This is a genomic window from Paenisporosarcina sp. TG20, from assembly GCF_000286315.1.
GTDB lineage: Bacteria > Bacillota > Bacilli > Bacillales_A > Planococcaceae > Paenisporosarcina.
Window position 1 is genome coordinate 1 of the sequence record NZ_ALJG01000317.1, and the last position, 21781, is coordinate 21781.

24 protein-coding genes and 1 pseudogene are annotated in these 21781 nt (G+C 36.5%); 7 read left to right on the forward strand and 18 right to left on the reverse strand.

The window, feature by feature from the left end; all coding sequences use genetic code 11:
- Positions 1–332 precede the first annotated feature (332 nt).
- From B371_RS0112335 to B371_RS0112345, 3 genes are all read right to left on the reverse strand, one after another.
- A complete protein-coding gene (locus tag B371_RS0112335) occupies positions 333–1637 on the reverse strand; it encodes a hypothetical protein (protein WP_019414629.1) in 1305 nt (434 codons plus the stop codon).
- A gap of 531 nt (positions 1638–2168) precedes the next feature.
- A complete protein-coding gene (locus tag B371_RS23520; protein WP_019414630.1) occupies positions 2169–2315 on the reverse strand; it encodes a hypothetical protein in 147 nt (48 codons plus the stop codon).
- Positions 2316–2892: 577 nt separating this feature from the next.
- Positions 2893–3270: a PH domain-containing protein gene (locus B371_RS0112345; protein ID WP_019414631.1), complete on the reverse strand. Its 378-nt coding sequence runs from the start codon at positions 3268–3270 to the stop codon at positions 2893–2895.
- 75 nt (positions 3271–3345) lie between these two features.
- Here B371_RS0112345 and B371_RS0112350 point away from each other — a divergent pair, with 75 nt between their 5' ends.
- Entirely contained in the window at positions 3346–3534 is a 189-nt protein-coding gene (locus B371_RS0112350) for a hypothetical protein (protein ID WP_019414632.1), read from the forward strand.
- A gap of 381 nt (positions 3535–3915) precedes the next feature.
- Positions 3916–4833, forward strand: a complete 918-nt coding sequence (gene cysK, locus B371_RS0112355; protein ID WP_019414633.1) for a cysteine synthase A — start codon at positions 3916–3918, stop codon at positions 4831–4833.
- A 279-nt stretch (positions 4834–5112) separates the two neighbouring features.
- On the opposite strand, the gene B371_RS0112360 is transcribed toward cysK, so the two are convergent.
- Entirely contained in the window at positions 5113–6780 is a 1668-nt protein-coding gene (locus tag B371_RS0112360; RefSeq protein WP_040681253.1) for a sulfatase-like hydrolase/transferase, read from the reverse strand.
- 191 nt (positions 6781–6971) lie between these two features.
- Here B371_RS0112360 and B371_RS21775 point away from each other — a divergent pair.
- Positions 6972–7246 (forward strand): annotated as a pseudogene (locus B371_RS21775) (YtoQ family protein); the annotation flags it as partial.
- 775 nt (positions 7247–8021) lie between these two features.
- Here the strand turns inward: B371_RS21775 and B371_RS0112370 are convergent.
- The 6 genes from B371_RS0112370 to B371_RS21780 form a co-directional block, all read right to left on the reverse strand.
- Positions 8022–8345: a hypothetical protein gene (locus B371_RS0112370; protein ID WP_019414636.1), complete on the reverse strand. Its 324-nt coding sequence runs from the start codon at positions 8343–8345 to the stop codon at positions 8022–8024.
- Positions 8346–8359: 14 nt separating this feature from the next.
- Positions 8360–8950 (reverse strand): deaminase domain-containing protein, encoded by a 591-nt coding sequence (locus tag B371_RS0112375; protein WP_019414637.1) that lies wholly within the window; start codon positions 8948–8950, stop codon positions 8360–8362.
- Between the two features lie 422 nt (positions 8951–9372).
- A complete protein-coding gene (locus tag B371_RS0112390) occupies positions 9373–9681 on the reverse strand; it encodes a hypothetical protein (RefSeq protein WP_019414639.1) in 309 nt (102 codons plus the stop codon).
- A gap of 260 nt (positions 9682–9941) precedes the next feature.
- Complete coding sequence (locus B371_RS0112395; RefSeq protein ID WP_019414640.1) at positions 9942–10220, reverse strand: hypothetical protein; 279 nt, start codon at positions 10218–10220, stop codon at positions 9942–9944.
- A 69-nt stretch (positions 10221–10289) separates the two neighbouring features.
- Positions 10290–10463, reverse strand: a complete 174-nt coding sequence (locus B371_RS23530; protein ID WP_019414641.1) for a hypothetical protein — start codon at positions 10461–10463, stop codon at positions 10290–10292.
- Between the two features lie 375 nt (positions 10464–10838).
- On the reverse strand, positions 10839–11402 hold the full coding sequence (locus tag B371_RS21780) for a GntR family transcriptional regulator (RefSeq protein WP_019414642.1): 564 nt from the start codon (positions 11400–11402) through the stop codon (positions 10839–10841).
- A gap of 192 nt (positions 11403–11594) precedes the next feature.
- Here B371_RS21780 and B371_RS23535 point away from each other — a divergent pair, with 192 nt between their 5' ends.
- The 3 genes from B371_RS23535 to B371_RS21785 all read left to right on the forward strand — a co-directional run bounded on the left by B371_RS23535 (position 11595) and on the right by B371_RS21785 (position 12911).
- The gene (locus B371_RS23535; RefSeq protein WP_019414643.1) at positions 11595–11771 is read left to right on the forward strand and encodes a hypothetical protein; all 177 of its coding nucleotides are present in this window, start codon (positions 11595–11597) and stop codon (positions 11769–11771) included.
- Positions 11772–12183: 412 nt separating this feature from the next.
- Entirely contained in the window at positions 12184–12447 is a 264-nt protein-coding gene (locus tag B371_RS0112415; RefSeq protein WP_019414644.1) for a transposase, read from the forward strand.
- A 50-nt stretch (positions 12448–12497) separates the two neighbouring features.
- Positions 12498–12911 (forward strand): IS3 family transposase, encoded by a 414-nt coding sequence (locus B371_RS21785; RefSeq protein WP_019414645.1) that lies wholly within the window; start codon positions 12498–12500, stop codon positions 12909–12911.
- Between the two features lie 290 nt (positions 12912–13201).
- Here the strand turns inward: B371_RS21785 and B371_RS0112430 are convergent, their stop codons facing one another.
- From B371_RS0112430 to B371_RS0112460, 7 genes are read right to left on the reverse strand one after another with little or no spacing between them, the layout of a single operon-like run.
- Positions 13202–14206 carry a histidinol phosphate phosphatase domain-containing protein gene (locus tag B371_RS0112430; protein WP_019414647.1) on the reverse strand — a complete coding sequence of 335 codons (1005 nt, stop codon included), beginning with the start codon at positions 14204–14206 and terminating at the stop codon, positions 13202–13204.
- A complete protein-coding gene (locus tag B371_RS0112435; RefSeq protein ID WP_019414648.1) occupies positions 14206–14988 on the reverse strand; it encodes a DeoR/GlpR family DNA-binding transcription regulator in 783 nt (260 codons plus the stop codon). The genes B371_RS0112430 and B371_RS0112435 overlap by 1 nt, the downstream gene beginning before the upstream one ends.
- Positions 14985–15989, reverse strand: coding sequence for an ABC transporter ATP-binding protein (locus B371_RS0112440; protein WP_019414649.1), 1005 nt, complete (start codon positions 15987–15989; stop codon positions 14985–14987). Before B371_RS0112440 ends, B371_RS0112435 begins: the two co-directional genes overlap by 4 nt.
- Positions 15986–16771 carry an ABC transporter permease gene (locus tag B371_RS0112445; protein WP_019414650.1) on the reverse strand — a complete coding sequence of 262 codons (786 nt, stop codon included), beginning with the start codon at positions 16769–16771 and terminating at the stop codon, positions 15986–15988. The genes B371_RS0112440 and B371_RS0112445 overlap by 4 nt, the downstream gene beginning before the upstream one ends.
- Positions 16771–17613 (reverse strand): ABC transporter permease subunit, encoded by an 843-nt coding sequence (locus B371_RS0112450; protein WP_019414651.1) that lies wholly within the window; start codon positions 17611–17613, stop codon positions 16771–16773. The genes B371_RS0112445 and B371_RS0112450 overlap by 1 nt, the downstream gene beginning before the upstream one ends.
- A 29-nt stretch (positions 17614–17642) precedes the next feature.
- A complete protein-coding gene (locus B371_RS0112455) occupies positions 17643–18479 on the reverse strand; it encodes an alkaline phosphatase family protein (protein ID WP_019414652.1) in 837 nt (278 codons plus the stop codon).
- On the reverse strand, positions 18469–19563 hold the full coding sequence (locus tag B371_RS0112460) for an ABC transporter substrate-binding protein (protein ID WP_019414653.1): 1095 nt from the start codon (positions 19561–19563) through the stop codon (positions 18469–18471). Before B371_RS0112460 ends, B371_RS0112455 begins: the two co-directional genes overlap by 11 nt.
- A gap of 420 nt (positions 19564–19983) precedes the next feature.
- Between B371_RS0112460 and B371_RS0112465 the strand changes: the two genes are divergently transcribed.
- The gene (locus B371_RS0112465; protein ID WP_019414654.1) at positions 19984–20538 is read left to right on the forward strand and encodes a recombinase family protein; all 555 of its coding nucleotides are present in this window, start codon (positions 19984–19986) and stop codon (positions 20536–20538) included.
- 230 nt (positions 20539–20768) lie between these two features.
- Here B371_RS0112465 and B371_RS22450 read toward each other — a convergent pair whose 3' ends face one another.
- A complete protein-coding gene (locus B371_RS22450; RefSeq protein WP_019414655.1) occupies positions 20769–21227 on the reverse strand; it encodes a hypothetical protein in 459 nt (152 codons plus the stop codon).
- Positions 21228–21781 lie beyond the last annotated feature (554 nt).

A 21781-nucleotide genomic window follows, 5' to 3' on the forward strand; every position in this document is an offset into this window, starting at 1 on the left:
CATTGGATAAATATGGCTTGTTTTGGAATTAAGTGAGTGTCTGTCAGTAATAACGTTTATCTTTGAGTTTTCACTATATTTAAGAGGTATCAATCAAACCACTATAAGTGCTGTTGCTTTGATAACTTCACATTCAATAATTCTTTTGGTTCTGTTTCATCAATTGTAAACTTCCTTAATTACGCCTTCTAACGTTACTCTCATTGGATTGAGAGTAACGTTAGGATTGATGTTTATTTGATTTGAATTTTTATTGTTTAATCAGCTTGTTCTTTCAGGTCCTCATCACTGATCTTCCCAACCATTTCAACGATTCTATTATTGTCATTAGTTTATTCAACATTTATCCGGTGTTGATTAATGATATCCATATATTGATCCTGAAAACTAGATACGTATACATTGTAAAATTTTTGATAATCTTCTTCCTCATATATATATGGATCCGAAACATTACGTTCAATATTTGTTAATATACAGTACAATTTTGCATACTCTTTTCCATGTTCAACAAGTTGCTCGTATTCTAATCTGCGTTCCATTGTCTGCATACTTACATCTTCGTACTCTGCGTTTTGTTGTTCATACTCTCTATAGCTTTCTTCAACTTCCCAATCAGATTCTTTCGATATTAGATTTCTTCTTGCAAATTCTCGGAATAACATAAAAAATTCATTCATACTTTTTGGTATCACTTTAATCTTCAAAATAGAAATAAGTGATTTATCTTCCGGGATTGCTATCTCAGCTGGCTCATCGAAACCTTGTATATAGTGTTCTCTTTTAATATTGGCGAGAAATAAATCCATTTTTAATTCTTCAAATGCCGCTAAAGGAATGATATCCCCCTCTTTCTGAGCCCACTCTAACACTGTTCCATAAAACTCAGATAAGAATTTTGTGCATCTATGTCTTTCTATCATAATTTCAAATTCAATTTCATTTGAATCATATACTAGTTTTTTTAGATATCTATAATCTTCGTTCATGATCTCTTTATTGTCTTTTCTTTGTAAATCCAAAGAAATTGGAAGTTTAAAGGGTAAAGGAATATCAGCTACAAAGACCTCTTTCTCCTCCTCGAAATTTAAATGTCTTTCTTTATCAACATTGAAATCTAATTTGTCATCTACACCGCTAATTGTACCAGTAAGAGTTCCATCCTGATTTTCTTTCAATGAGAAGAGTTTCTTTATTTCAATTGAGTAGAAGTCATAGATGCTTGAAAAGAGATAGTACTCTAATAATAGTGCTATGCCTTCTTCATATTCTTCTCCGCGAGATAAATACATTTTCCCTAAATTAAGTTTTATTTCTATATGTTCAAAGTATTCATGAGCTTCTTCCATGTTTTCTATTGCTATTTCATAGTTTTTTTGACGCCACTCTTTAATGGATTTTTCAGCCAGTACAATACTCTTATGAGCAGGTATGAATAATTTATTTTCATTTAGTTTAGTCAATTCCTTAATATATGCTGAATCATAGGTTAAGTTATCATCTTCTTCTATTATTGACATGGGTAATTTCCGTCTGCCAGTGTCTTCGGCAACTCTTTCTTCTACCTCTTTTTTAGCTTCAGCATATGATTCTAAAGCTCGAATGCGGTCTATTAATTTGCTTTCAACAGATTCCATAACCATTCCCCCTATTTTTATACATAAGTCGATAATAGAATCTATTCTTGTATTTTAGAAAACTACTACAAGAATACTCACTTTGTACCCCACTTTAGATGAACAAGGATATTAATTAGAATTCGCAAAAATCGATTGGTAATACTCCAATCATCAACTGTCAACACATTTTCTAGCTTTTGTAGTTTCAACTCATTTCCCCAGTGATAATTATTTCATGTTTTAGTAATTAAAATCATCAATGTTTGCTCATCTGGACTGAGCAGAAATAACACTAGGTCATGTACGGAGCTACCTTAAGAACAATCCATTGTGGTTTAATCCCCTTCTACATATAAAGTTGGAAATTCTTTAACTCCACTAGTCCTTGATTTAAAAACCTTGCTGGAGTCGATCCAACGAAAAATTTTTACTACGCTTAATAACACCGCCTGGTGAGATGAAAAAGTGACTGGTATTAGTATTCTAATAAACGTCCGAAGATGAAATTTCGACCGCTGCTAGAATATAAAAATAGTTTTGAGTAGAAACCTAACAGTCCCCATCAAAGGTGCCACCCCTAGTCGATTTTGCGATCAAATTCGGGAATGAATCGGGAATTGGAAAAGTCATTATAAATTCTGCTAATTTTTGTCTATAAATCTCTGGAGTTGCTTCCTTATCTTCACCATCATTCATTAAAAAGACACCTTCGCCATATCCAATTAGACTATTTTTTGTCCAGTACTTCTCATATCCCTTTTAGTCTCGAATGATAACTTTAGTTTGAAGATTGTTTACAGCTTGCAAACATTCAAATAACTTCCTTGGTTTATCATTCAACATTTAACCACTCCTTACCATTTATAGTGATTACTTAACATCTTATGTCCTGAATTAAAAGTTAATTCGAACTACAAGGAATTGGAGTACTGATGAATAAAGTTTTCGTTTATTATTTAAAATTACCATTTCTGATTAAATTTATATAATTTCACTTTTTCTTCTTCAAATATTAAGAATTTTTCGGTGTCCTTTCTTAACATCTTTAAGTTCTTCTTGTGTTTTAAATTCATTAAAATCAAATTCTTTCCGGGATAAAATGATTAGCATCTGGTCTAGCAGGAATATTGGTTGGTACCCTGAAATACTTAAACAATTACATCTTAATACAACAAAAGAATCCAACAACGCGTTTTGGTTGCTGGATTCTAAAAATTACATATGCAATTGTAGTTTACAATGTGAATTATATGTTGCAGGCACACGTCACTATTTACTTCATGACGTACGCTGCTAACACACTTTGAACCTTGTATATATTTAAGGTTTTATTGAATTTTTTCAGTATGGGCATAGAACTTCCCGATAGCCAAATTTTCAATTCTGCATCCAGGTCAAAAGTGCCCGCCGTTTCGATAGAGAAATGAGCCACACTTTTATATGGAATCGAATGATATTCTACCTTTTTCCCTGTCATACCTTGTTTATCAATAAGTAATAATCGTTTATCTGTAAAAATAATTTGATCCCGTATAAGCTTATACGCATGCTCCACCTTTTCAGCAGGAGCTAGTAAATCCTTCAGTTCACTTTCTACTTGATCAATTTCCATCTCCGATGCATTACCCATTAACCCATCTAAAATTCCCATCCAATTCCTCCTAAAACCATTTTTGTACTATTTCAAGAAATGTAACCATAACTCCTGCTAAAGTGTGTAAATTATATGGAAGTATTTATTGTAGATGAAATACTTTTTGAGACTGTTCAAAAATCATTTTCAGATATGCTTAATAAAACCGCAACGGAAAATGAAAAAGTAACTGGGACCTTTAATAAACGTCCGAAGATGAAATTTCGCACGCTGCTAGATTTTCTATATAGTTTTGACTGGAAACCTGACAGGCTTCAATAAAGGTACCATCCATGGTCGATTTTGTGATCCGATTAAGGAATAAATAGAAAATAATTGATAAAACCTATACTTTTTCACCTAGATATCCCCATTAAATTACTTAGGTGGAACCACTAAATTCAAGGGAATTCATAAAAATGAGATTTTATAAGGAATCAATTTAATCAAATCTACCCCCATCAGCTTCAAGTAAGTTTATTCTGCATTTTCAGTGAATAAACTGATTAGTTCTTCGCCCAGGTACCCGAGACAGGTACCCGACACGATTATATACATGATATTGTAGTAATTCCGAGTTTCTCTATTTGGTTGCTTTGCCTTGTTATATTACAATAGGAGTAACGTGTTTTGTATCATTCATAACGGAAGGTTGTTTTAGTAATGAAACCATTTAACAATATTACTGATTTGATTGGAAATACTCCTGTCGTAAGGCTAAATAGGATTGTACCGGTCGACGCGGCTGATGTTTATGTAAAGTTGGAGATGTTCAATCCAACAAAGAGTGTTAAAGACCGAGCTGCCCATAATATGATTAAAACGGCTGAAGAACAAGGGGTGATAAAGCCAGGCGATACAATTATTGAACCTACAAGTGGCAATACAGGAATTGGCCTTGCCATGGTGGCAGCCGCCAAAGGATACAAGGCAATTCTCGTACTTCCGGATAACGCGACACAAGAACGAATCAATCTGCTGAAAGCATTCGGTGCTGAAGTGGTGTTGACACCAAATGAAGAAAAAATGCCTGGAGCCATTCAGAAAGCGTTAGAACTTAAAAATGAAATTCCAAACAGTTTTATCCCGCAACAATTTGAAAACACCGCTAATCCAGATATCCATCGGACCACAACAGCGTTAGAAATTTTGGATCAAATGAACGGTGAACTGGATGCTTTCGTGGCAACAGCTGGGACTGGTGGAACTATCACTGGAACTGGGGAAACGTTGAAAGAACATCTCCCTGGTTTGTATATCGCTGTTGTGGAACCCAAAGGATCACCTGTTTTATCCGGAGGAAAACCAGGCAAACATAAACTGGTTGGCACAAGTCCCGGCTTTATACCCGATATTTTGAATACAAAAGTGTACGATGAAATTATGCAAATCAGTGATGAAGATGCCATTGAGATTTTCAAGAAGTTGGCCCGTGAAGAAGGAGTTTTTGTTGGTCCTTCAGCAGGTGCTGCCGTTTATGCAGCCATTGAAATTGCAAAACGTTTAGGAAAAGGAAAAAAAGTGTTATGTATTGCCCCTGACACAGGGGAACGTTATTTAAGTATGAATTTATTTGATTGAGGTATTTGACTGCAGAGCTTTAACCAATTGGTGTAAGGGACATTAAACTTTTAGTATTGAATCAAAGGCTATTCAATAGTATAGAATTAATTGTAAGAAGATTATTCCCCCCAAAAATGAGGAGAAATATGAATTCCGTTTCCAAGTATTCATACAAAAGACACCTATCATCTGATTGAAGGTGTCTTTTGTATGAATTAAATTGTATTTTAATGTTAGAATTTGTAGTATTATTTTCCTTGTAAATTAAGCCTGTTCTATTACTCTTCCTAATAACATTCATTCATCATTTGTTGGAAATAGACGTTTTTGCTTGCTTTGTTCTTTAAGAATGACTGTTAATTGTTGCTGGATGAGAGCTGTTTCTTCAGTTGCAAATGTAGGGTCAGCTAGATTTTTTTCTTCTAGTGGATCTAGGGTAAGATTGTATAATTCAAATTCATCTAATACTGGTGCATCTAAACATTCTTCTGTTTCAGTAAATTCATTAGCATCAGTGTTACTCGGAAACTGAGGGTTATCAAAGTAACGTGCAAATTTCCAAATCTCTTTTTCATTTGCAAGTCCAGTTTTGAGTTTTGTTATGACCGCTTCGATATGATTGGGTTGAATAACTGATGTATACGGCTCACCTAAAGCAGTAGTTTGATTTAATCCTTTCGTTATATCGTCATCCGTCATAAAATAGATAGGTTCATCCGCTCTAAAAAAGTGTTCACTCTTTTCCAGTAGTGGTGTCAAGTTTCTACCGACTAATGGTTTTACTTCCGTATGACCTTTTGAAAGTTTCGCTTGTAGACACTTTTCATTTAATCTCGTTAAACCCAACAACGTAGGCAGGATATCAACATGACTTGTTAGCACATCCGTTTGTTCGTTTTTAGAAAAAAGAGCAGGGCTATGAATGATCAATGGGACATGAATAGACTCTTCGTACATGTTATACCACTTTTGATGTAGACCACCATGCGCACCTAATAACTCACCGTGATCTGAGGTAAATATAACAATTGTATTTTTATAGAAAATCGAGTTTTTAAGCGCATTAAAAACCTTGAGCATTTCTTGATCCGCTTTTTTTTGCAAACTGTAATATAGATGACGATAAAAATCGTTATCTAAAATTGGCTGTAATGCTTTAGGATATGTGATACGATAACTTTCCTGTGCCCTTGGCTTAGTAAGAAGTGACTCACCTACTGTAGGAGCTGGAGGTATTAACGGAAGTGTTGGGTCAATCTCAAAGCTAAACGAGGGATTAAGAGCTGTGAATACACCATATAAAGCAATATCGTGTGGGTTTACAAATGAACACATCGTAAACCATGGCGTATTTACTTTTGAATCCTGTGATTCTTTTTCTAATGACTTTATCAGCTTTACTGTTTCTTCTGAGTACACCTCGTCACGACCGCTTAACCCAATTGCTGCGGACGAACCTGAATTACGTGGGCTTGATCCATGAGGTTCTGGTCCTATCCAACCAGAGAACCCAAAAGAATTAAGACGGTTAACTTCTTTATAAACCTCTACTTTATCTTTAATAGGTACACCCGTTATTGTGTTATAGCTAGGAAATCCATCATGTGTTCCTGGAATTAAAACATCTTCATCTGAAGCGTGCCATTTCCCTTTCCAAAATGTTTGGTATCCTTCCCCACGAAAATAATCACCCATAGTAGGTACTGTATTAGGATCGAGCCAAAATACGTCTGGATCAAAGGCTCCTTTAGCAACTCCAGTCGTTTGAGAAACTCCATGTAATGATGGATACTGTCCTGTATATAATGTGGTTCTACTCGGCGAGCAAGCCGTACTCCCTGCATAATGATTGAGGAACTCCATCCCGTTTTTTCGTAATACTTGTTGTGTAACTAAGTTTTCTTGACTCCATTTCTGTAACTCTTCATTTTCATATACAGCAGGAAAGCGTTGCTGATCGACCATTAAAATAAGAATGTTCGGTCGTTTATTTTTGTTCTGTTTCTTTCTCTGTCGTTTATTACTCAACCATATGTCACTCCTATTTATTATTAGGCTTCATTGTACTTTATGTTCATCCAAAAGATATTATCAATCAAAGTTTGGGTAGACACGCATTTGTGTTTCGATTGTTTCCATCCGTGGGTCGCGAATTAGATGCCGCCGCTTCAAGCTTCAATAATCTGCGGACCCGTGTATTGATTCATATCTGGTTATCGCCTTGTTCGGCGAGCAATACAATCAATGGAATACGGCAATGGATTCCAGTGCGGCAATTGCTAGCGGCAAGCCTTTCATCATCATCCGTCAGAAGAAATTTCACCATCCGCTGAAGGAGCTTTCCGCTAAAACCAGTGCCACAGTCGAAACTTCCGATCAGACCATAAAGGTGCCACCCATGGTTGAATTTGTGATTGAAAATAATTTATAAAATCAATACTTTTTTAACTAGATATTCCCATTAAATTGCTGTGGGTAGCACCATCAATTTTGTGGAAATATATAAGAATAACACAGGTACCCGACAAATCTGATATGTTCACATACAACAACTTCGCTCGAGTGCTGTCCCTGGGTCAGACTCAAATGCTCCTTAGTTTGTGGCTGCCCCAGGGACACTCCGACAAGAAAACATGCAGGCCTATCTTTAATTGTAGTAAATTGTCAGAATTCTGTATCATTATTTCCATCCCTGGGACGCGAATTCTAACTTCAGTGCGCAGAAGTTGGATCCCCTCATGGGAGAGGTGTCACTTTTTCATGTATGCAACTCAGTAAAACAGAATGATTAGCATCTGGGCTAAGCAGGAATAACACTAGGACAAGTACGAAATTCCCTTCAGAATAATTCATTGTATTGTAGTTAAACCTCCTTCTACATATGAATTTAAAAATTCTTTCATGCCATAAGTCAATGATTTAAAAACCTGGCTAGAGTCGATACAACGAAAAATTTTAATGCTACTAATTAAAACCGCCTTGTGAGATGAAAGAAGAGACTGATATTTTTTACATAAATTAAACGGCCGAAGATGAAATTTCGACCGTTGCTAGATTTTCTATATAGTTTTGACTGGAAACCTGAAGGTCACCAATAGTTTTTTACACAGGTACCCGACACTGATCACTCGGTAAACACGATATAAACAGCATCACATTAATAGTGAAAAAGAAAAAAGCTACTGTATACCAATACAGTAGCTTTTTTAATACGATAATGATTCAATTGTTTTTTTTTCCATTGGCGATTTGCTTTTTTTTAACAAAATACTTTCTTTAAATTCATTTATGTCTAAACTAATATTATCGTCATCTTTATTGAGTGATAATAGTTTATCAATTACCATTTTCATTACATCATCTCTTAATTCCATTCCAAGTTTAAGGTTATTTAATATTAGATCTGTCTTCTCACTATTTGTATATCCGTAATCTCTCCATTTTTCATTCCAACTATATTCAATACTAGCCGAAAAACTTCTAAGGGATAAGTCCATTATACGCCTTTCCTTAATAGATTCTCTTGTCATGATATCACCTTCTTTTAATTTTCTTTTGTATAAGAAACTTTTACAGAAATCTTCGGATACATCTCATGAAACTGTATTAAAACATAGTCACAACTTAAACATGGAATTCTAAGAGTATATAATTCAATATCGCCAAGTATTTCCCCTTCAAAACCATTGCGTCTAATTTGAGTTTCAATTTTTTTAGCCAAATACTCTAATAATTTAAATTCTGTATCGTGATATCTTTTAAAAGATGACCCTGAATTTATTTCCCTTTTAGACCCAGTTCTAAAATGTTTGAAAATTGATCTTTCGTCTATGTCTTCAGGTAGAGTGGCTATGTCAATATCATGTCCTGTAACAGATTTGTAAAAAATGGAATTAAAATCATCTAATGAACTGTTTGCATAAATACTTTCCTCGTTAAAATATTGAGATATTTTATTATTACTATTATTCGGAGTAAATTTCAGATATGCATAGTTACCTGTTGAGAAATCCCCTTCCTCCTTAAAAAACTGGGGGTCATCCGTAGCCTCAGCTAGATTGTAAATTCTTTCATCTAAGTTTTCACATATTAGATCTATTCCTTTAATCATGTACTTCAAAACTGATTTAGCCATACTTACCCCCAACTGAGAACAATCTGTTTAACAATATTTTACACTATATTTTATCATTTTGAAATGTGTTTGTGGATAATATTTTTTTGTAACCACCGTGTATATTTTGCACCCCCAAGACAGCCCCTACAGACCCCTTGTACCTCCAGCTTGCTCCTGGTTTTTTTGTTATTGCCTTTCCTGTTTCCTTCTGCTTTCATTGGTACGATGTGGACTGCTCCTTGTTATTGCTTACTATTACCTTCCTGATATTAACTTACTTGCCTATTGGCTGTGTGGACTTTTGTGGAGCCCCATATCTTTTTTTATTAATTCAATTCTCATGTGGTTTTGCACTTGCTCAATCGTTTTATTTTCGATAACGCTAACTGCATAGTTAACAGTATTGTAAGTTTTCCCGGTACCTGGTGGACCGTAAAGGATCATATTTTTTGGTAAATCACATTATCATCTCCTAAAATTATTTCTTCGTAATTAGAAACAAGTTTATAATAAGGTAAAAGCAGCTTTATTCCTTCGAGCAAATTACTTAATATATGAGAATTATCCATGTCTTTATTTCTTATGTCCTCATACTTCAGTACATAAGTTAATTGGATTTTTTTGTAGATGCCTTCCTCTAATTTTCCTTTTAATGTTTCAGCATCTTCATCATAGACATGGTAGTTATGATTCGTTGCACGCTCTTTTACAAAATAAGAGAGGCCTGATACAAGACTGACTTTATCCAAAAACTGGTGATGTCTTTTATAGTACACTGGCTGCGCAATCTTTTCATCAAGTTCAACTGCAATTCTTAACCGCGCTTTATTAGAATCATCCTTTGCTCTTTCTGCAAATATTGAAATACTTGATGGATAAGATTTAAATTCTTCAAACTTAAGCTGTTCCCAAAAATAGCTTGGTATACGATTATTTCCTTCAGTTAACCAATTCGATTTTATTTTATTCTGTAATCCATATTTTTCTCCTACTATTAAAGCAAATTTATTTAATTCGTCGACGGCATACCACTTATTTTTTTCATCAATTCGAACTGTTGCTTGCCCTCACCTGAAGCACTTTCAGGATTTCGATTCGGTAAAGTACTATACTGCTCTAAATAATCAAGAATTGTAAAAATATTAATAGTAAATAGAAGTGTATATTTTTCATTTACAAATTTATAAATATCTCCAACTGTTTTTGAACCTAAGCTTGATTCAACGATATGTGATGCGTTTAATTTAGGTGTTTCTTTTTCACCGCCTAATTCTCCCTTGTAAGACAAACGACGGGTTCTATTGTCACCCTCACACAAAAAATTATGTGTATTATTTCCGTGTGCTGCATTCGTCCATTAAGAAATACGAGCTGAATTTACATTATTAGTAGTCAACGATTGCGCTCTTTTTTGAATATCTGATTGTTTAAAATACATTTGTATTACAGTTGGATTTTCCCCTATGCATAATTTTTCATAAGTCATAATCGCTGTAGCTAACCAAACGGATTCAATAACTCCATAATTCATTTCATCACTCCAAACCCATGGTCAAATTTGTCATTAAATTGGAGGATAAATAGAAAATAATTGATAAAATCAATGCTTTTTTAACTAGATATTCCCATTAAATTGCTGTGGGTGGCACCATCAAATTTGTGGAAATACATAAGAATAAGATTTTATGAGTAATCAATTTAATCAAATACATTATCTTCAGCATCAAGTAAATTTTTCCTGCAAATTTAGTGAATAAACTGGTTAGTTTTTTACACAGGTACCCGACAATTCTGATATGTTCACATACAACAACTTCGCTCGAGTGCTGTCCCTGGGTCAGACTCAAATGCTCCTCAATTTGTGGCTGCCCCAGGGACACGCCGACAAGAAAACTTGCAGGCCATTCTAGAATTGTAGTAAATTGTCAGAATTCTGTATCATTGTTTCCATCCCTGGGACGTGAATTCTAAACATCGACTCTATTTCAGGACCATCTTCCGCGATCTCCGGAAACATTGCTTCACTGACAAATGAATTATGGATGGCTTTCGGTTCGTTATTGATATAGCGAATTCTTCCAATTTTATAGACATCGTCGCCTTCATCCACGTTTAAGCTTTGAAAAATCTGTTTGCTGTAGGGAATTTTTTCACAGATAATATTACGTGTTATTAAATCATAGCCTGCTTGCTTCATCTTATCTGTAAAACTCGTTTTCCCTGACAAATGCAATTGAATTTGAATCGATTCTTCCTTTAAATAACGCCCTTTTCCTTGCTTTGAATAAATGTATCCACGTTCTTCTAATTTCGTTAGCACATTCCTGACTGTCATTCTTGGTACCCTGTATTTATCTGCCAATTCGTTTTCAGAAGGGTGTTTTTCCCCGTATTTGAATGTCTTTGAAACTATATGATGCATAATGTCATCAAGAATTTGAGTTTCCTTATCTGCTGAAATAAGAACCATCTCCTTTGTGAGTTCAAAGTTTACGTTTAATTTATTCTATCTCTTGTAGTTATTAATTAATATTTGAACACTTCATTTATACTAAATTTATCTATATGATTAATTGTACTATAACATTTACCAACATGACGCTAACAATCGATAGGCAAACCTATTTGATAAGATGCCAATGGCAAACAAGGTAGGAAAATATTGATTGAAGGGAAACTCACATTTGACCAGGGCTATGATCTTATAGATGAACTCATCAATAAACAGAAACATGATGAGGGGGAAATGGAAGGAGAGTTTCATTTAATTCTCGGTTTAGACGAGTTTGAATGGACGGCAATATGTCATGTATCGGACTTAGGTACTCTTGCCAAGTGAAGAAAAGATGATTTGACAATTAAAGATAATAAATTAAAATGCTTAAATTGTTGACGAAAAAAATCGACATAAATCCTTTATTTGGCATAATTCCCTTGTTAGAAATAGTTGAAAGTCATGTGCGAACGTTCACTATTTTTAAGGACTTTTATGAAAGAAAAGGCAGATGAGCTTAAGCTTATCTGCCTTTTTGATTTCAGGATTCTTTTTAGGAAGATTCAAGTCTATATTTGTTTCTCATAAACTAACTTGCCAGGGCTATAGCATGACAAAATTGAGAAGTAAAGTTTGAGGACGCTTACTATTGTCAGAATTCTGTAGAATAGTTTCCAACACAGTGGTCGACCCCCTTATAATGGACACATGGAGTGTTATAATTGTGCAACCATTACCTTTTGAGAGGGGCATGTTCATGTATATTCGGCCGAAAACAAGGAAACGTCAAAACACATACGAACAAAAGTTATACGCAGTAAATGAAGTTCGAGAGAAGAAACGTCACAAACAAGATGTTGCACTCGAACTTGAAATTCATATCAATTCTTTGCCTATTTGGCTAAAACAATTCCGAGAACATGGTCCGGAAGGACTTTTATCTCACTACGAAAAACCGGATTTGATGGAGCACACTGAAGAGCTTAATCGCTTAAAAACAGTCGAAAAGAAGTACAATTAGGCCTTTCTCAAGGAGACCGAAAAAGAAAATGTTACGAAGCCATAACAGCCTTGAGAAAGGACTATCCAGTTACCACGCTTTGCAAAGCCCTGGAGGTGTCCAGAAGTGGATATAATGCCTTTGTTGCACGACCACAGAAACCGTTAACTGAGCGTGATCAAATCGATATTGCCGCCATTCAAAGCTTATATGATTTTACTGGCGGCACCATTGGTGCGAAAAGAATTGCTGGCGAATTGAAAGCTAATTTCAGTCATGTTATTAATCATAAACGTGTGAGTCGATTAATGGGTGAAATGAATATCAAGTCTAAAATCCGTCGCAAGAAAACCCACTCTGTAAAGAGCGATGACCTTGCTGGATGGGTATACCCCAACCTTCTTAAACGCGATTTTAATGCTTTGTTGCCCAATCGTAAATGGGTGACGGATCTTTCTGAGATTAACCCACTGTCCCTGGGTTAGAAACAAACGCGAATTTTTATAGATCTGCTAAAGTGATATCCAAATAAAATTTTTTCGTATTTCGAGTACCATTGTCCCACACACCCGTACGTCCAGTTGAACGTGCAGCATAGGTTCCATACAGGGTTTGTGAAAATTCATATATTGTATCATTTGGGTACACTCCTTTAGTTGATTTGCGTTAATTATAGGGTATCCAATTGAGTTATCTTTTTTATGCAGTTCGACTTATTATGGTAATCAACATAACAAAAAACCGTTTCGTGTTCACACACAGAAACGGTCTACTTTCATAATGGATGATATTTTTTCACGCGTTGATCAAATGCAACTAGCTTCTCTACACCCAATCCCTTCAACATCTCTGCATTTTGCACAGTATATCTACCTAAGTCATCCGGGAAATGAGAGTCGGATGAAACGGTAAATTCCACTCCGCGCTCCACTAATACGTTCAAAAATGCTGGACCTGGGCACATTTCTTTCACTGGATATCGATAATACAGCCCAGCGTTCACTTCGGTTGCCGTATTCGTTTCGACAAGCGCATTCGCTATTCGTTCATACCATATCTGATTAAATCCTTCATCCTTAACTTTAAAGTTAAATACTTTCAAATTATCCAAATGCGCTATAAAATCAAATAATCCCGAACGAATCGCTTTTTCCACCGTGATAAAAAACCGCTCATACAAATCCTTCAAATCAACAGTCTTAAAAACATCCGCTGTTTGCGGATTATCAAAACCCCATCCGTCCACAAAATGAACAGACCCGATAACAAAGTCCCATGGATGGTCACTGAGCAACGTTGCTAGTTCATCTTCACAACCAATAAAGAAGTCCGCCTCGACCCCTAGTTTCAGCTCCACACCTTCTCGGCTCCACTTCTCTTTTGCTTGCAAAATCGTCTCTGTGAAATCGTCTATTTCCTCTGTCATCACTTTATCAAGCCAATCAGCCTGTAGCTTCCCAATAGGGTCTTTCAAATCCAAAATCATGTTTTTTACAAAAAAATTTCTCGTCTCTTTAAAGCGATACAAATGATCAACAATGCCCACTTCTTTCAAACCGAGTTGCTTTGCTTGCTGCAAATACAAATCGAGCCACTCATTGCCAAAGCATCCGCCATCCAACCGGTTTTTCAACATATCCACTTGCCACATCACAAAGTCCTTTGAACCTTTTTCCAAACCGGCTGGCGAATAAAAAGAGGTAATCGCTTGTGAAGTACGCTCCAACCACCGAAATGAATATGGACCTTCTTCCAAATGTACATGATAATCTATTTTCATTATCTTTTACCTCCATTTATAGCTGTCCAAATGTCCTCAAATTCAATCCAATCTGCTGGACATTCCTCATTACAAATCATTTCTGTTATTTCATTCAATGCACAAATCGTATAAAACGATTTCAGTCCAATTTTCGAGTCATCAGCTAACAATATACGACTGCAGCTATTTTCCATCATTTTTGCAGAAACAAGCGATTCATCCAAATCGTAGTCGTACACAAATCCATCTTTTATCCCTCCACAAGATAAAAAGGCTTTGTCCAAATTCATTTTACTCAACCATTCTAATGTTATTGCTCCTGCCACAGAAGCTTGTGCGGGGTTCGTGATGCCCCCAAGTAAAATGACTTTACCGGTCATTCGCTTCTCTTCCATTGCGAGGTTAAATCGTTCCGCTGCAGCGATCGAATTCGTCACGACTGTCACATTGCTAACTCCATCGATGAAATCCGCAATATGCACCGTTGTCGTCCCAACATCCACAGCAACCGTATCTCCATCCCCAATTTTTGCAGCAGCCACTTTGGCAATTTGTCGTTTTGCGTCTTTTTGCATATCCATCTTTCGCAAAAACTCAGGCTCTTTACGAAGATTCATAAAGTTCACTGCTCCGCCATGGACACGACTCAATAAATGTTGCTCCTCTAATTCATCGAAGTCTCTGCGAATCGTCTCCGGCGCAACTTGCAACACTTCCGCAATGTTTGAGACAACAATTTTCTTCTCTACTTGTAACTTACTTAAAATACGGTCAAATCTCTCTAGCTTTGAATAATTCATGTTAACTCAATCACATCTTCTGGTTCGACGTAGCATTCATAGGCCTTTCCTATTTCAACGAAATGACCACGGTGATGCAGTTGCTCCACTGAAAAAGTACGTTCTCCTGATTGAAAAACAGTACGAATCACATTTCCGCTCATCACTGATTCTATCGCAATACCACTCATGTGAAAGTTTTTAGCCCCAGCTTCAAAATAAATAGCTTCTGGTCGAATCGCGAATTTTGCACACTCACTTGGCAACTTCATCCCTACCATGTGTTCCAACTCTGCTCTAGTAAATACATTGTAATGTCCGATGAAGTTAGCGATAAATTCACTTTCAGGCTTTGTATAAATTTCTGTCGGCGTCCCTCTTTGTGCAATTCCACCTTTATTCATGACAAAGATTTTATCTGACACAGCCATCGCTTCTTCTTGGTCATGTGTTACTAAAATCATCGTAATCCCAAGCTCCATTTGAATCGAACGTAAATCAGACTGCAATTTTTTCCGAATTTGTGCATCCAGCGCACTCAGTGGCTCATCTAACAACAATACTTTTGGGCGTACAATCAAAGCCCTAGCAAGTGCAACACGTTGTTGTTGTCCACCAGATAACTCATTAGGATACGCATTCCCTTTGTCCGACAAATGAACAATTGCGAGCATTTCGCGTACTTTTTCATCAATCTCTCTTGGATCTATTTTCTTCATTTTTAAACCAAAAGCGACATTTTCCTTCACCGTCATATTCGGAAATAAGGCGTAGGACTGGAACACCATCCCTATTTCTCGATTCTTAGGCTGCACATTCTGCATATCTATCCCATCGATATTCACAGTGCCAGAGGTGGCATCTGTCAATCCCGCAATAATACGTAAAATAGTACTTTTCCCACAACCACTTGGACCAAGAAGCGTAACAAACTCCCCTTTTTCAATCGTCATATCAATTGTAGACAGCACAGTAGAAGCGCCATACGTTTTATGTAGATTCTCAATCATAACGTAGCTCATGTTTTTGCAACCCCTCTCGATCGTTTAGTTAAGATGGAGATGGAAATCGTTAATATACCCATTAATACTAAGTAAAGAAACACAACTGCACTTGCAATATGTCCACTTGTACTCAATTTTTTCATTAAATAAATTTGCACCGTTTCAAATCGTGACCCAACAACTAGGTTTATGAGAACGAATTCGCCGAATAACACCGAAAACGATAATAACGCTCCGGCAAATAATCCTGGGTACACCGCTGGCAGTAAAACTTTCAAATACGCTTGTAATTTTGAAGCTCCTAAAAGTTCTGCCACATCTAATAATTGTTTTGCATTCACATTGCGTAGGCTATTACGAGTTCCTTGATAGATGTACGGTAAAATACTGATCACATAAGCACCTAACACGGCCAAAATCATCGGTATACCTAACTGCGAATACGTGCGAATTAAACCAACCGCTAAAATAACCCCGGGAAATGCGTACACCATCACGACCGCCGTTTGCATCCACTTCTCGTATTTGGGGAAGTAAAGGACAATGATAAAAATGGCTGGGACAACAAAAATGAATGCTAAAATGACTGCGCCACCAGAAAGTAATACCGACCGCCCAAATGCTTCGATGAAACTCGTATCTTGAAACAAAGAAGCGAGCCATTTGAATGTGAGCCCTTCAGGCAGAATCGTATTATTCCAATTAGTTGCAAACGCATAAAGAGCTGTTGCTAAAATGGGAAAGAGTAAGTAAAGAACAAGGAAGAGAAAAAACAAATCAGACAACCCTCTTTTTTTCACTACAAATTCCTCCTTGTTTTCTTAATACTCCACTCGCTTAAAAGCATCGCTGTAATCATCGTGACGCCAAGTAATACGGCAATCGCACTTGCAAGTTCCGGCTGTGCGAATATATCTCCTGACAAAAGGGCTCCAATTCGGATGGCCACCAAATTATAGTTACTACCCGTTAATGCATAAGCTGATGCATACGCGCCCATCGCATTAGCAAATAGCACACTAAATGTTCCAACGATTCCTGGAAGCATAATTGGAATGCCTATTTTCGTCCAAAACTGAATGGTACTTGCTCCTAGTAGTGATGCCGCATCCTTCCATTGTTGCTGAATGCCGTAGTAGATGGGATAAAGAAGCATGAGTGAAAGCGGCAACTGAAAGTAAATATAGATGAGCAACAATCCACTCCAACTATATAGAGAGAACGAAGAAAACGCATCGATTCCCCATTTTTCAAATAATAATGTAAACAAACCACTATTTCCAAGCAATACAATGAACGCAAACGCCAAAGGAATACCGGAAAAGTTAGAAGTCAAATTCGTCACAACTAAAATTCGTTCCCGCACTGGATCGGAAAAACGCATCATGGCATACACTGCAAACAACGTCACCACAAGTGCAAGAAGTGCCGAAATAGCGGACAACGTAATACTATTTTTGAACCCTTGCAAAATATAGCTATTCGTCAGTACAGCTTTGTATTGATTTAACGTAAAACCATCACTATTGCTAAAGCTCGAAACGACCATGTAGAATAATGGCACGATAAAGAACAAAAGAATGAGCACTAGAAACGGTGTGAGCAAAAACAAAGATTGTTTTTTCGAAGTCAAAATTATCACTACTTCCCTCTAAAAATAGAAAAGAGGCACTAGGCCTCTTTTAACGAATGAATACCATTCAATAGGATTGGAACCATTTCCTCTGAAGGTTCTATATCTAATAAATGACAGACAAGAGGGGCCACTTGAAGCTGAGAAACAACTTCTTCATATACGCCGGCTTTGACTTGCTTGGATAAGATAAACATAGGTACATGTCGATCCTCCGTCGTGTTGCCACCGTGATTCCCGTCACTCGTCATCCCGTGATCTGCAGTGACGATAACCTCATACCCTTGCGCAAGACACTTTGGAAGGAAGACAGAAAGGATTGCATCCACTGATAACACGCGGTTACGATACTCTTTCGAAGCCGCTGTAAATTTATGCCCATCATCGTCTACATTCATTGGATGAATATACAGAAAATCAGGTTGCTTTTGGTCCATTAACCATGCTGCCTCTGCAAATAAATGACTATCTGGATAATGATCTTCAAAATAGAAAAATCCATTTTCAATCGGTTGGTTCGTATCTAATTGAACACGATCTTCTAACAGATTAAATGGTGCCCGATTATAAAGCTCGCTCACCCAGTGATAAGCAGCCGCAGCGGTTTTTTTCCCGTTGCTTTTTGCTAAATGAAACAAGCTTTGCTGTGTCGATAAACGCATCGTACTATTGCTCGTTACACCATGAATAATAGGTGGTGTTCCTGTTAAAATCGTTTCATATAATGGTCGAGACAAAGACGGTACTTCTGAACGCACTTCATAACGCGCAGCAACCTCTCTCTCCACCAAATGTTGCATAAATCCCATATGTGTACATGCCGTGTCGTATCTGAGGGCATCCACTACAATTAGAACGACACGATTAGTTGACATGGATTAATACCTGTTCTTGCCACAATTGTGGAATTTTTTTTGTTGTTTCTTCCCAAGCTTTTTGATCTCCAACAGGTTTCGCAGTTTCGTACATATCTGGTGGAAGTAATAATGCTTCAACTTCTGCTGAAAGCTCTACATTTTCACGAATTGGACGTGCATATCCTTTTGCCAGGTTTTCTTGTCCCGCGTCAGATAAAATATACTCACGTGTTAACATTGCAGCATGCGGATTTTTCGCGTATTTATTAATAATCGTTGCATAACCAGAAGTTACAGAACCTTCTTCCGGAATCACTACATCAAAACGAGATTCGTCAATTTGACTACGGTATCCAAGTGAGTTGAAGTCCCAAAGAATGGCTACATCAATTTCTCCTTTTTCTAAGTTCGCAACGGAAGGATCCCCTTTTAAACGACCTTGTTTTGCAAGCTCAGCAAAGAAATCAATACCTGGTTGTAAATTCGACTCATCTCCACCGAAAGCAATCGCTGACGCTAAAATCGCAAACTGAGCTTGGTTCGCTGTCAATGCATCCCCAATACTTACTATATAATCGCCATTTTTCAAATCATCCCATGACTTCGGAGGATTCGAAACATTATTTGTATCTGTTAAAAATGAAATAGTTCCTGTGTAGCCAACAATCCAATGGCCTTCATCGTCTTTTGCCCAGTCTGGAATGTCATCCCAATAAGATGTTTTATAAGCTTGTGTTAAGCCTTTTTCTTGCGCGATCGGTCCAAAAGCAATTCCCACGTCTCCGATATCAGCTGTAGCGTTGTCTTTTTCTGCTTCGAATTTTGCAAGCTCTTCTGCACTCGACATATCTGAATCACTATGGTTCAAACTATACTCCGACCCAAGCTCTTCCCAAGTTTCCACCCAGTTCGCCCAAGTATCCGGCATACCAACTGAATTCACTTCGCCTTCTTCTTTCGCTTTTTCGATAATTTCATCCACAGACAAGTCATTTGCTTTTATTTCAGCATTTGCATCACCTGAATCATCCGAACAAGCCGCAAGTAGTGATAAAGCTAGTACACCAACCAAACCTTTTTTCCAGACATGTTTAAAAGACATTAAATAGAACCTCCATTTGTTTGTGTTTGTTTTCATTTGCTTACAAGCCTAATCATACAATTCAAATATTAAGTAAGTATGGAGTGGTTAATAACGTTGAGTAAAGATTGTTGAGTAATTATGGAGATTGTAAAAATGCAGCTAGACACTAATACTCGGTAAAAACTTATACTTTCTTAGCACACAAAAAACATACTAATCTTAGTATGTTTTTTTGAATTAAGCATGGATCGTTAAATTTTAATCGCTTATGTAACAAAACTCGTCCTTTTCTGAACACGGCATAAATGGTTAAAAACACATCATTTTGGTTTAATAACGTTCAACAAAAATCTCCCATTAATATATGTTCATTAACTATAAATATTTTATCTTATGTTACAATTAATATAGGGTTATATTGGAAATGAGGAATTACTGGTGTTAATTGGATATGCTCGTGTGTCAACAGGTTTACAAAACTTGGATTTGCAAACAGATGCACTTACTCAATATGGATGTGTGAAAATATTTCACGATAAGATGAGTGGGTCAAAAAAACAACGACCTGGATTAGAAGAAGCTCTCCAATATGCTCGTCAAGGAGATACCATCGTTGTATGGCGATTAGATCGCTTGGGTCGAAACATACAAGACCTAATTGACATTGTCAACAACTTGAATAATCTAAGCATCGGGTTTCACAGTATTCAAGAGAATCTGACGATGGATCGTGGCAATGCCACCGGACAGCTAATGTTCCATCTGTTTGCGGCATTTGCTGAGTTTGAACGAAATCTGATTCAAGAACGTTCAGCTGCAGGACGAGTGGCGGCTAAAGCACGAGGGCGTCTGGGTGGACGTCCAGAGAAATACGGAGTGAAAGATATTGAAATGATGAAAGCTCTTATTGATGGAGGCACACCAATTAAAGATGTGGCTGAAAGATGGGGCGTTTCTCGGACAACCATTTATCGTTATTTAGAACGTAAGTGAGTAGAAGTTAAGGCTTAACACACTGTTGTAATAATGTAGTAGGAATATACTGCGCATTAATAAATAATAAATAATTTTTCAAAAGACTGAACTGAACCCCGAATAGGGATTTTTTAAGTGTCCACTATTCGGGGTTCAGTTCACTTTCATTTTCTTTAAAAGATCTGAATTGAATAATTGTTTAATTACAAAACAAACTGCCTCAGTTTAGTGAGCTCCGGCGAAAAAGATTATCTAGTAATCTTCACATATTGTTTTTCACGAAACCAGAAAAGTTCACTTAGTTGTTCGAGATAACGTTTTTCTTTCAACCTGTATTCTCCTAAATTATTTTTAAAACTGAGAGCTTTAAGGTTAATTAATATATCTAATGTGTCATCTTTCCTTTTTTCTTCATCACCATCCAAACAAGTGAATAACTCAACGTATTCATTCTCTATGATTATTTGATCTAAATAGGAAAAGAGTTCTTTATAACTTTTTCGATTATTGTAACAGGATAATCCATACACATATGAATTAGTAAATAACCAGTCTACATTTTCATAGCCATCTAGTTCGAATATTTCAATTCCATAAAGGTCTTCCGAGGTCTCGGTTCCATCTCTATAATATTGCTTTTTTATTTGTTTATTTTCTTTTCTCCTTTTACTCGGTTTTAAACGGTCAAATTCTTCAGAAATATTCATTATAATTTCAATTCCAAACCATCAAATAGGAATCTCATTATTTAGGTGCCCATTCTGCGGTTTTAATTGATATTGCTATACTAAAGATACACTTTGAAAAGTGTTTCCTTGTCGATCGAGGTTGAGCTGTTCGTAACTTTAACCCCCATAATTGTTTCCATCCCTGGGACGCGAATCATCATTCTTCCAATTGTCTGAATTCCATATAATTGTTTCCATCCCTGGTCGACCCCCTTATAATGAACACATGAAGAGTTATTCCTATTCTTGTGTATTGATACAGAAGAAACCACCAATCAGGCTAACAGTAAATTGATGGTTACTTATTTTGTGGAATTTTAGTGAATACTATGATTTGTTTCCATTCCTGAAAAGTAGATTTAAGTAAGCATGCTATTGAAATATTACAGACTTCTATGCCAGTTTTCTTCCTTTATCCAATTCGAAATCAAACGAAACGAACAAGTGACAATGTCACTTGTTCGTCTCTTTTCCTTAATGTTATTTCGTCAACTTTATAATTTCATAATTCGGCTAGTTGTAAAATTAAATGC